Source organism: Paenibacillus sp. FSL L8-0435 (assembly GCF_037965655.1).
In the GTDB taxonomy this organism is placed as follows: Bacteria; Bacillota; Bacilli; order Paenibacillales; family Paenibacillaceae; genus Paenibacillus.
In genome coordinates, this window is sequence record NZ_CP150185.1 from 2,836,320 (window position 1) to 2,849,978 (window position 13,659).

Below are 13,659 nucleotides of genomic sequence, written 5' to 3' on the forward strand. Positions count from 1 at the left end.
GTGATCGGATGAAAGACGACTTGTATCAAATATACAATGATATCAGAACACGTAAACTAAATCCGCAAGATGCTGCCAATCAACTAACCTCTTTAATGGCGCAAAATCAACACACCCAGACTTCCGGCGAGTCTCAGGAGTCCGGGAACACGCTTCAGGCTGATACCGAGTTACATGAAAAGACACGCAGAATGTTGACTAAGGCTGTGGCTGATCAATTGAAGGTACGACCGGAGGAAATTGAAGCCGATGTGGAGCTCAGTGAGTATGGATTTGATTCCATTATGTTAACCGAACTGAGTAACTCCCTGAACAAGAACTACAGACTGAATCTGACCCCGGCCGTTTTTTTTGAACATTCAACGTTAGCGCAATTTACAGACTATGCTTTGGAAACTTATGTTGATCAATTTGCAGAACTGTGGACATCTCCTGCCTCGGCAGGAGATGTCCAGAAAACACATATTTCGTCTGAGTCCACAATGAAGAACAGATTTAAGTCATCCGAAAATTTTGAAATGGCTCACCAGTATGAGAACGCTGAGAATGCTGGAACTTCCGTAAATGATGAAAGCTTTCATCAAGCTCAGAAAAGAAACTCTCCAACCTTTCAGCGAGCAGACAAGGCGATAACAACGTTTGAACCTGTTGCGATCGTAGGCATGACAGGAAGGTTTCCGATGGCACAGGATACGGATGCGCTGTGGGAAAATTTAATCGAAGGAAGAGACTGTATCACCGAAATTCCATTGTCACGCTGGGATTGGAAGTCCATTTATGGTGATCCCCTAAAGGAATCGAATAAAACCAACATTAAATGGGGCGGATTTATAGATGGTGTAGATGAATTTGATCCTTCATTTTTTGGCATCTCCCCGCGGGAAGCGGAACTTATGGACCCACAGCAGCGTCTACTGATGCTCTATGTATGGAAGACCATTGAGGATGCGGGCTATGCTGCCCAAAGCTTGTCTGGAAGTAACCTGGGTATATTCGTGGGCACCTCCGGAACGGGATACAGCAGTCTGATTTCCCGTTCCGGAATGGCTATTGAGGGGTATAGCTCAACCGGAATTGTTCCATCCGTAGGACCCAATCGAATGAGCTATTTTCTGAATGTACATGGTCCAAGTGAACCGATAGAGACGGCTTGTTCAAGCTCGCTAGTTGCTATCCATCGGGCAGTAACAGCGATGAGAAATGGGGATTGTGATGCAGCCATCGTTGGCGGTATTAATACCATCCTGACCCCGGAAGGGCACATCAGCTTTAACCGTGCAGGGATGCTGAGTGAAGACGGGCGCTGCAAAACCTTTTCCGAACAGGCTAATGGGTATGTTCGCGGTGAAGGTGTCGGCATGCTGATGCTAAAGAGGGTGAAAGATGCAGAACAAGCGGGAGATCACATCTATGGGCTGATTCGGGGTACAAGCCAGAACCATGGTGGACGGGCCAACTCCTTAACGGCACCTAATCCGAAAGCACAGGCTGACCTATTGATCCAGGCCTATCGCAAAGCCGATATTGATCCAAGAACCGTTGGTTATATCGAAACCCATGGAACGGGGACACCTCTGGGTGACCCAATTGAAGTGAATGGGCTGAAGGCCGCTTTTAAAGAGCTGGCTCGTCAATCAGGAGATGAACCGCTTGGAACACCGCATTGCGGTTTGGGTTCTGTAAAGTCTCATATTGGACACCTTGAGATGGCTGCTGGTGTGGCGGGTGTCATGAAGGTACTGCTTCAGATGAAGCATCGTAAACTCGTGCCAGGCTTGCATCTGGATCATATTAACCCTTATGTCCAATTGGACAACAGCCCGTTTTATATTGTGCGGGAAACAAGAGAGTGGGCTGCCCCGAGAGATAGCGATGGCAGGGAAATGCCTAGACGTGCGGGAGTGAGCTCCTTTGGTTTTGGCGGCGTGAACGCACATATCATTTTGGAAGAGTATATTCCGAATCGGGAGAATCATGAAAAAAATACAACAGAAATCCCCGGACAACACCCTGCGATCGTAGTGTTGTCCGCCAGAAACGAAGCACGATTGCGTGAACAAGTGAATTTACTGCTTCAGGCCTTGCGTGAAGGAAAGTATGCAGAGAACGATTTGGCTAATATGGCCTATACGTTACAGATCGGACGCGAGCCTATGGAGGAGCGATTGGCACTGATTGTGAGGACTATGGCTGAATTGGCGACTGGCCTGACTCATTACATGCATGAAGGAGCAGTCACAGGTCATGACGGGATTGAAACGTACAGAGGGCAAGCCAAACGCAAGGACACACTCCTGTCACTAACAGAAGATGAGGAAATGCAGGATCTGGTCCATAAGTGGTACCTGCGTGGCAAGCTGGGCAAAGTCGCAGAGATCTGGACAAGAGGGTTCATTGTCCAATGGTCAGCTCTGTATGATGGGAAGAAACCAGCCAGAATCAGTCTGCCAACGTATCCGTTTGCCCAAGAAAAGTATTGGGTTCCGATCCCTGATTCCCGAATGCCGCGGCCATTCGAAGATGAATATTCGAACTCGGCAGGGGTTCTGCATCCCCTTCTACACAGTAACATTTCTAATTTATACTCACAGCGCTATAGCTCCATTTTTACTGGAACCGAGTCATTTTTGCAAACTTCTGCTACATCGGGCAAACGGACTTTTCCCGATGTAGCCTGTATGGAAATGGCTCGTGTGGCGGCGCAGCATGCCATGGAGTCGTCAGACGGGGATGGGCAATCGGTTATGAAGCTCAGATTATCCGATGTGAAGTGGGTGCAGCATGACACAAACATCCCGAACACGGCGTTTCCATTACAGATTCAAATTGAAATTTACCCTGAAGAAGATCATAAAGAACTTTTTTTCGAAATCAGCAGTGCTGGCGACAAAAAGGAACGGCAGTTATTAACGACGGGAAGAGTCTCCAGACCGGAAAGCTCTGCCTACGACCTAACAAGGTTTGACCTGAAAGTTATACGCAAGCGGTGTGAGTTGGATTTCAACTCAGCTACATTGAACGCAGACAATGTATGGTCTGGCGGACAGACGACGGGCCGTGTGAAACAAAGTTATAAGGGGAATGGAGAAGTACTGCTACACATCTCCAGTTCCGAAGAAACTACAAGATCTACCAACATGTTCATTGATCCAGAAATGCTGAAAGACGTCATTCAAGTTGGATTATGTGAACTCTGTGGGCAACAGGGTCAAGTGAACCTCGGGGGAGCCATTACCATAAAATCAGTCCATTCCTTGGAGGTTTTGCAGGATGGGCAACCTGTTTGGGTATGGATTCGCCTGGGCACGCCGCCACATCATGATTCGACTGGAGCGGTTAGATCCGATCTTAGACTGGACGTAGCCATAGCCAATGACGCTGGTCAGGTTCTGATCTGGATGGAACAAGTCACCGTGAGTATGCCCGAGGTAGAAGGCGTAATCCTTCTGGAGCCACACTGGGAAACGGCCCCAAACCGCATGTCTTCTTCCGTACCGGTTTCATACAGCGAACACCGGATTATCCTGTGTGGTGAGTTGACAAATTTCACGATGACCGAAATGTTGAAACAGGAAATGCCAGGGGTTTCCCTGATACAACTCGGTTCAGCAGGAACCCTTGTACAACGTTACGAAGCATATGTGCTTGCCCTGCTGGAGCAGTTCAAAGATGGTGAGAGCCTTCGTCATGAAGGAAGCAAATTCATTCAGGTTGTCATACCTGACGATGCAGAACAATCCAGACTGTGGACAGGGCTGTCTGGCCTGCTCCGTACCGTTCAGCTTGAACATCCGCAGGTACGCTGCCAGCTTATTGAAATGCAGCGTGATACGTCACTGGAACAATGGGTGGAGCGGCTTAAGTCCTGTGCAAATTTGCCGAATGAGGATCACTTGCGATATATGGAGAATCAACTGTACCGTGCATCATGGAAGGAACTGGTTCAGGATGTATCCACCGAGGCAGTGAGTTCCATCAGGGAGCGTTCTAATCGAGAAGGCCATGAGCATCTGCCCCCCCATCCGTGGCAAGATGGGGGCGTATACGTTATTACTGGAGGAGGCGGTGGTCTTGGACCCATTTTTGCACAGGAGATCGCATTCAAGGCGACCGGGACAACGATCATCTTGACGGGCAGGTCTCCAGCGTTGCCAACTGCCGTCAGGCAGAGGATACAGGAACTGCCTGCCCACATTCAATACTTGACCATGGATGTAGCGGATGAAGAAAAAGTTCAGACAGTGCTGGCGATGGTCCGTCATACGTATGGGAAAGTAAACGGCATTCTGCATGGCGCAGGCATTACCCGGGACCGTCTGCTTGAAAATAAAACAGGTGCAGAGTGCAGAGAGGTGCTGGCATCCAAAGTTGCAGGGACGGTTTATCTGGATGAAGCAACACGGAGGGATGACCTGGATGTCATGATTTTATTTTCTTCCGGTACAGGTGTGACAGGAAACATTGGACAGGCAGACTATGCGGCTGCCAATGCTTTCATGGATCGTTTTGCTGCTTATCGCAATACGCTTGTCCACCGAGGAGAGCGGACCGGACAAACGTTATCGGTGAACTGGCCTCTTTGGGAATCGGGAGGTATGCAGATCAATGAACAGCAATTACGCAATTTGAAAAAACAGACGGGCATGCATCCTCTGCGTGAAGAAGAAGGAACGGCAGCCCTGTATCAGGCGTTGGCAAGTGGAAGAAGTCAGGTACTGGTTGCGGCAGGTGAAGTGACTCGATTGAGACAGAAGTTTTTGTCTTCCCCCGATGCTCTTGACTCACGGAATGCGGGACAGCAAGCAATCCCAGAGGAACAGACGGATACAGCCTGGCTTGAAGATAAGGTCAGGGAAACGATGGCTTCCATGATTTCGTCACTTCTTAAGGTGCAGGTTACACACATTGATCCCGAGGTTGAACTTGGGGAGTATGGACTTGATTCCATCATGCTGACGGAACTGACCAACACACTTAACGAGAATTTCAACATGAGTCTTACCCCGGCACTGTTTTTTGAATATTCGACGCTGCAAGCCTTCTCGCAATATGTAACACGTACCTATCAACAACAATTTTTGACGAGATTCTCATCCAAGATGGTTCCCACACAAGCAAAGAGTGGGACTGAACGAGCTGAACCTCTTGTTTTCCGACAATTTACAAGTAAACATGCCTCGGGCGTGGGAAGGGTGAAGCCAACAAACGTCATGGAGGATCAAGGCATTGCAATCGTAGGCATGAGTGGTATTTTCCCGATGGCTGCTGACCCAGATGAGCTGTGGGACAATCTGGCAGCCCAGCGGGATTGCATTACGGAAATTCCTCGGTCTCGGCGGGAAAAGTATGCTTATCAAAAGGATTCTTTTAACGAGACTGGGGAGCTCGACATGATCTGGGGAGGGTTTATTGAGGGTGTGGATCAATTTGATCCCGGATTCTTTGGTATTTCTCCCCGTGAGGCGGAACTTATGGACCCGCAGCAGCGGCTGCTAATGCTGTATGTGTGGAAAGCAATTGAAGACGCCGGATATGCTCCGCAAAGCCTATCTGGCAGCAAGCTGGGCATATTTGTGGGAACGGCTGGTACGGGATACAGCAATCTCATCGCGTCTTCAGGCATGGCTATGGATAGCTATACGTCCACGGGAATTGTACCTTCGGTTGGACCGAACCGGATGAGTTATTTTCTTAACGTCCATGGCCCGAGCGAGCCGATTGAAACCGCATGCTCCAGTTCGCTGGTTGCGATCCATCGCGCAGTCACGGCGATGAGGAACGGGGATTGCAATGCAGCCGTTGTAGGCGGTATTAATACCATTTTGACACCCGAAGGATATATAAGCTTAACTAAGGCAGGTATGTTGAGCAGTGATGGTCGGTGTAAAACGTTCTCCGCTCAGGCTGATGGATATGTTCGAAGTGAAGGGGTCGGCATGTTGATGATCAAACCTCTCAAGGATGCCGAGGAAGCAGGAGATCATATCTATGCCGTTATCCGTGGAACAAACGAAAACCATGGAGGTCGCGCCAATTCATTAACGGCACCCAACCCCAAAGCTCAGACAGAATTGTTATTTGAAGCGTACAAAAAAGCGGGAATTGATCCGAGAACGGTAGGTTATATTGAAACACACGGCACAGGCACTCCTTTGGGCGATCCGATCGAGGTTAATGCGCTTAAAGCGACGTTTAGGAATCTGTATGAACACACAGGGGATAGACAAATGGGTGAGGCGCATTGCGGACTAGGCTCGGTAAAAAGCAATATAGGACATTTGGAGATGGCTGCTGGTATTGCAGGTGTAATCAAAGTGCTACTGCAATTAAAACATCAAAAACTGGCTCCAAATCTTCATCTGGATGAAGTGAATCCTTACGTGGAACTGGAGGATAGTCCGTTCTACCTTGTTCGTGATCTGCAAGAATGGAAGCCGATTACAAACGCGGACGGAAAGGCGATGCCAAGACGAGCGGGGGTCAGTTCGTTTGGTTTTGGCGGTTCCAATGCTCACGTCATTCTTGAAGAGTATACGGGAAAATTGGATAAAAAAGAGGCGAATCACTCAGCGGCACCTGAATATCCGACAATGATTGTTCTGTCTGCACGGAATAAAGGTGAGCTTCAGGAGCAGGTTCGTTTGTTGCTGAAGAGATTGCAGTACGATTCATATATGGATACTGATCTCCGCGATCTGGCCTATACGTTACAAGTAGGACGTAATGCGATGGAGGAGCGGTTGGGTGTGCTGACTTCCGGCATCGCCGATCTGAAGGAAAAGTTGAGCGCTGCACTGGATGGAGGCATGGAACAACTACCAGAAGGTTTAATGTACCAAGCGGGTCTGCAAGGTGGCAAAGAAGCATTATTATTTAACATGGACGAAGGCACAGAGGAAATCGTAAACCAATGGATGCAAAACGGTTCCTATGGAAAGGTGCTGGATCTGTGGACCAAGGGATATCCGGTTCGTTGGGAGCATTTATATAAAGATGATCAAGATAAACCTTCCAGGTTAAGCTTGCCCACGTATCCATTTGCTAAGGAAAAGTATTGGGTGCCGTATCAGTTCGCCCAAAAATTCGAATCGGGTTCCCCGGCCGAAAGACAACAATTTGTTTCTGAGAGTCAGCACGTACCATCGGAAGAAGCAACGGAACTTTTTTCTTTCCAGGAAATTTGGGAAGAATCCGCTCACCTTGACTCAGATTCGGCCAAGCTGGACAGAGAAAATGTCAGGGGACTGATATGTCTGTTATCCGATAAAAACAAACAGTCCATCATTCGCGAAATGTTGGCTCGCCGCAGTCCAGATACCGAGGTCTATTTTGTTGAAGAAACAGGCCTGGAGGCAGGGGAAATGGATCGGGAAGTATACTGTCAACAATTTCGCGTGATCGCCAAGCAAGGAGATCATATTGATGCGGTTCTGTATCTGTGGCCGTTTGATGATGCCCAATATTTACGTGATACAAGTCCGATTGTACACATGATCCAAGCGATGGTTATGGAGAATATACAACCCAAACGTATTTTACTGGCTGGAGAACATGCCACTGCGCTGGATCAGTGTTACCTCGACTCATGGATTGGCTTTGAACGTTCAATAAGTCTGAGTATGAAGAAGACGAAATTAACCGTATGCAGCTCGCAGGCACGACAGAACTCGGATATGTTGGCATTTGCGGACCTGTCGAACCTGCTGTGGGATGAACTTTTATCGGAATCGCCACAAAGTGTTCGTTTTGAGCATGGACGTCGTTTGGTAAGTCGAATGAAGCAAGTTGATTTAACGGAACATGCTGATGAGTATACCCTTTATCCGAAGCCTGGACAGACTGTATTGATTACTGGTGGACTTGGCGGATTGGGTGTTATTTTCGCAAAAGTCTGGGCTTCAAAGGGAATCAATCTTGTTTTGATGGGGCGATCTCCGCTGGATGAGATGAACAGGCAATTGCTCAAGGACCTTGGAAAAAATGGCAATAAGGTCATATATGTTCAGGCAGATGTGAGTGAAGCGGCGGAAGTAACAACGGCTCTGGAATCCGCAAAAATGCAATGTGGCGATATCCACGGATGGGTCCATGCCGCCGGAATGGAAAGTCAGGGAACCTTGCTGTCCAAAAGCATAAAAGAGTTCGATCAAGTGTTACGTCCCAAGGTTAAAGGATTACTTGTGATGGAGGAAGCATTGCAAAACGAACCTCTGGCTTTTCGTTGTTATTTTTCATCCTCGTCGGCGCTGCTGGGGGACTTTGGTTCCTGTGACTACGCTGTGGCCAATCGTTTTCAGATGGCGTACGCCCAGATGCAGGATCAGAATATTCGTACAATCGCCATTTTATGGCCACTTTGGAGAGAAGGTGGAATGGGCTCCAGAACGTCAGAAGGTACGGACATGTATCTGAGAACAAGTGGATTGCGTTTTCTGGAAAAGGATGAGGGGATCGCTTTTTTTGATCAGGTGATCAGACAATCCGGTACACATCAGCTTGCTCTGGCGGGAAGGGCAAGCCGGATACATCGTTTTTTGGGCTTGGACATGCCGGTTTCCAAGCAGTCTTCCCCTGGATTGCGCATAAAAGCGACAAAGCAGGATCAGGCCCAAATAAGGAATTCACATTCACCATTAAGGAAGACTTTACAGGAATGTGTAGTGCAAGAACTGAGAGACTGGGCTGCCCAACTGTTAAAAATGGAAGCAACCAAGTTGGACCCAGACCGGAATCTGGCGGATTATGGTTTTGATTCGATCAGTCTGGCAGAATTCGCTGAGCTTATGAGCCAGCAATTCCGGCTTGAATTGTCACCGACCGTCTTTTTTGCACATGGCACCCTGAACAGACTTTCGCAGCATCTGATCACATCCTTTTCCGAAGAAATGGAAGCAAGGTACAGCATGATGTCAACCGCATATCCAACACAAATACAGGATCACTCCCATACAGACAGAAACACCAATCCATCTGTAATGGAGCAGCTTGACGGATCAATGGATCATCCTGTCCCTGAACCTACTGAACTTCACAGGGAAGAACCTATAGCCATCATCGGCATGAGCGGAAGGTTTCCGCAGGCAGGCAACATCGAGGATTTGTGGACAAATGTTGAATCAGGTTCTTCATGTATATCGAGATTGCCCCGCAGTCGTTGGACCTCAGAAGGCGGGAAGGATGTAACCAATAAGGATGCTGATATTCCTGCATGGGGAGGTTATTTGGCGGATATCGATCGTTTTGATCCGATGTTTTTCCAGATTTCACCGAACGAAGCAGCGATGATGGACCCCAGACAACGTCTGTTTCTGGAAGAGGCGTGGCATGCTCTGGAGGATGCCGGTTATATGGGGGATCGTATTCGTGGCCAGAATTGTGGGGTATACGTTGGGGTTGAAGAAGGCGAGTATGGTTATTTGACAGCAGAGAAAGGATCGATTAACGGTAATCAAAATGCCACACTTGCGGCCCGTATTGCATATGTTCTGGATCTGAAAGGGCCCAATATGGCGATCACCGCCGCATGTTCTTCAGGGCTGGTAGCTCTTCATCAGGCGTGTCAGGCGTTAAGGAGCGGAGAGTGCGACACAGCCTTGGCCGGGGCTGTGAGTCTGATACTGTCTCCCATGCTGCACACAGCTCTCCATCGGGCAGGCATGTTATCCCCCGATGGCCAGTGCCGCGTATTTGACGAACATGCTAACGGAATGGTGCCTGGTGAGGCTGTGACCGCGTTGGTGCTCAAACCTTTGAAACAGGCCATTCGGGACGGAGACCATATTTATGGCACAATTAGAGGCAGTGGTGTTAATTACAGCGGACGAACCAATGGATTGACTTCGCCTGATCCTGAGTCACAGGCAGAGTTGATGAAAATGGTGCACAAACGGTATCGGATTGATCCACGTAGCGTGCAGTTCATCATGTCGCAAAGTGTGGGATCACCGATAGGAGATGCAATTGAGATGCAGGCATTATCCAACGTATATGGTTCTTACAACGATCAGGACATATCCGTGGCGATTGGTTCCGTAAAACCTTTAATCGGACATACCTTTGCGGCATCCGGTTTGGTTAGCCTCATAACGATGTTGATGGCCATGAGGCATAGAACAATTCCGGCTTTGCATTCCTATGAAGAGCCTAATCGGCATATCAACATGAGCATGGGCAGCAACCTCAATATCAATAAAGAAAACAGACCGTGGAGAACGTCGTTGAATGTATCAAGAATGGGAGCGATTAGCACCACAGGCATCAGCGGGACAAATGCACATGTGGTTATCGAAGAGTACGTAGCCGCTGAAACAGAGCAAAATGATGCAGTGAGCGAAGATTCGGTGGCCCAAGTTGTCATTCTATCGGCGTTGAACAAGGAACGCTTGCAGGCCGCTGCGCAGCAACTCCTGAATACAGTCATATTAAATAACGAGATGAGCCTGAGGGATGTGGCGTACACGCTACAAGTGGGCAGAGAAGCGATGCCGGATCGCTTGGCTCTAATTGTGAGTCATAAAAAAGAGCTCATTACAGGGCTGAAGAAGTTTTTGAAAGCGGAAAAGCCAAATAAAAACTGGGTTGATTCTTGTCCGATGTTTACTGGAAGGGCAGAAGAAGATTCGGCAGTGAAGGAGCTGTTGTCAGGAAGAGCTGGCGAAAAAATATTGAGAGCTTTCATGGCTGATGGCAGCCTTGATAAAATTGCACTGTATTGGTCCAAAGGAGGCAACGTTTCATGGGAAGGTCTGTATGAAGGAAAGCCTGCTCAAATCATTTCATTGCCTGGGTATCCATTTGAAAAGAGAAGATGCTGGGTTGACCTTACTCATACTCTTGCTCATGCTAAATCTGTAGTCGTTTCCAGCCTGGAGGAAGGAGCTCCTGATTCCAGTATAGATGTAGCCGGGAATACATCACTGGAACACAGGATCACAGCCATCATCCTGAATCTGCTTGGCTTGGAAAGCGGTGAGATTCAGGAATCAACACCTCTTGTGCAATATGGAATGGACTCCATCGTGTTTATTCAGTTGATTCAACGATTGCAAACCGAGCTGAATCCTGAAATCAATGCAGCAGATTTGCAACATTGTTTGACTTTGGCAGACATCATAGCAAGTCTGACAGACAGAATAAATCAGACCCCTACGCTTCAGGGCAAGCCAACAAGTTTTATCGTCACCGGACCGGAGGAGAAGACAAATGGTACTTTGAATTCGATTGTTAAGTCATGGTCACAATTCCCCGAACTTGTTCGGCTGAATCATGCTTCTGAAGGTCGACCCATCTTCTGGTTTCACGCCGCAATGGGTGGGGTGGAAGGTTATCAGGTTATTGCATCCCGGTGTACACGGCCCTTCTACGGGATCCAGGCAAGAGGCTGGACGACTGACCGCTCTCCGTTATATGGGATCGAAGGCATGGCAATGTATTATGTGCATGTCATAAAAACCGTTCAGCCGGAAGGGCCATATGATCTTGGCGGTTATTCTCTTGGCGGCCTGATTGCATATGAGGTGTGCAGGTTACTTCAGAATCAGGGTGACCAGGTAAACAGCGTGGTGATGCTCGATTCCATCCATCTCTCTGATGAAGACGAAATGACTTCGTCGGACAAAGGTTATATTTTACAATCCGTGAATATGTCGCTAATGTCTTCGATTCTTCATCAACCGGAGAAAATTGCAGACACGTTAATTCACCGCGATGAAATCAATATGGAACTAAGTAATGAGGATTTTCTTAAACACTTAACAGAAATTGCGGAATCCAGAGGGCTTTTCAAAAATGAGAAGCATCTACAGCAGCTCATTGAGCAATGTGTCAAGGTTCAGCAGGCATATCAGGCAGATCAGTACCAAGTTCAATCGCTTGCAGATCGAGATGCTGTGGCATGTTATTATTTCCGCAATCAAAGCGGACACTTCTTTGGTGAACTTGAGCCTTACTTTGTCACGGAGGAAGATTGCATCGAACTGAACAACTCAACCTATTGGAGTATATGGGCGGAGAACATTCCGAATTTTAATTTGTTTGACATCGATGTATCCAACCATATGTTACTGTTGTCCAATCCCGCAAGCTCTGATCGAATAGGTGCTTTCTGCAAGCAGTTGTATTCAAGTGAAGGGGTTACGGAAAAAGACATTCAATCCTTCAAAAAAAGTACCAAGGTAAGAGTCCCACGCAAGAGTTCCAAAAACCAGATTAAATAAGATCATCAAAAAAAGCGTTGCTCATGAATGAGCGACGCTTTTTTTTGATGATCTTACGATCTTACATAATGGTCATCTATTGTTCAAGCGGACAAGCAGTCGTTGAAGACCACGAAAGCCTACATTGGGAAGCCATTCGGGCTCATCCTGAATCCATTCCATATGAGGATACCTTGCGATTAGGCGGCTCATGGCAATCTCTGTTTCCATCATCGCCAACTGGGCACCGATGCAAGAATGAATTCCTACACCAAAGGCCAGATTTCGCGCTTCATTGCGTTCAATATCAAATAGATGAGGATCGGTAAATTTTCGCGGATCATGATTGGCTGAACCGAAGCAGAACATGATCAATTCTCCCTTTTTAATCTGCTGATCCAGAATTTCCATGTCTTCAAGGGCGGTTCTTACGGTAATCTGTGCAGGGCTTTCATAGCGAAGGACTTCCTGAATGGTGCTTTTAATCAGACCTGGAGAGTCTTTCAATTTCTGAAGTTGTTCCGGATGTTTCATCAGTGTAAACATGCCATTCCCAATCAGATTACGTGTGGTCTCATGTCCGGCGAAGAGCAGCATGGCACATTGCGCATGAATTTCTTCAATTGTCAGGTGCACACCATCATCATCAGTTGCTTCTATAAGATAAGTAATAAAATCTTCCTGAGGATGTATTTTTCGTTCTTCAATCACATCTGTCAAATAGGCAGTCAACAGAACCAAAAGATTTTGTGCACGCGTGACATCCTCATATGTAACCGTCATGGAACCGAACAAGTGAACGAGACTATCTGCACATTCGGCCACACGTTCATACTGTTCCTCAGGCAGACCCAGTAGTTTCATAATGACTTTGGTGGGAAGCGGGTAAGCATAATCCCGAATCAAATCCACCTCTTCTTTTCCTTCCATTTCATCAAGAGAGTCGTCGATCAGATCCATAATGTAGGGAGCCAGATTTTTGACCGACACGGAGAAGGCCTGGGTTAACATTTTGCGATATCTGATGTGAGAAGTGCCATCCTGAAGGGACATCCACATTGAAAACAGACGAATAAACTCCAGAATTCCATAGAGCTGTTGCTCCGAAAACTGGACTGCCCAATATTGTTGTGCCGTGTTATGGGAAATGCGTGGGTCTGCAATGTACTTGTTTACGGTTTCATATCCACCGATGTACCAAAGTCCTCCATACAGATTCACTTTGTGAATTTCGCCTTGCTGAATCAGCTGTCGATACACGTCATACGGATTACCGAAGAAGTTCTCATTATAGAATGTGGTTGGATCATTTACATCAATGACAGGTATTGACAAGTGGTTTCCTCCTTTTATCACGGCTTTTTTTGAAAAATAAAGGAAATTATACAAAAATAGAGTAGCATGTATACTAGAATCTGTCGAGTTATGCTCAGAATATTCGCCAAATTTTACTTTCATTTTACTT

The 13,659-nt window shown here is 47.3% G+C and carries 2 protein-coding genes; one reads left to right on the forward strand and one right to left on the reverse strand.

The window, feature by feature from the left end:
* Positions 1–8: 8 nt before the first annotated feature.
* The gene (locus NST33_RS12750) at positions 9–12,215 is read left to right on the forward strand and encodes an SDR family NAD(P)-dependent oxidoreductase (RefSeq protein WP_339308083.1); all 12,207 of its coding nucleotides are present in this window, start codon (positions 9–11) and stop codon (positions 12,213–12,215) included.
* Between the two features lie 72 nt (positions 12,216–12,287).
* On the opposite strand, the gene NST33_RS12755 is transcribed toward NST33_RS12750, so the two are convergent.
* Positions 12,288–13,529, reverse strand: a complete 1,242-nt coding sequence (locus tag NST33_RS12755) for a cytochrome P450 (protein ID WP_221819614.1) — start codon at positions 13,527–13,529, stop codon at positions 12,288–12,290.
* Positions 13,530–13,659 lie beyond the last annotated feature (130 nt).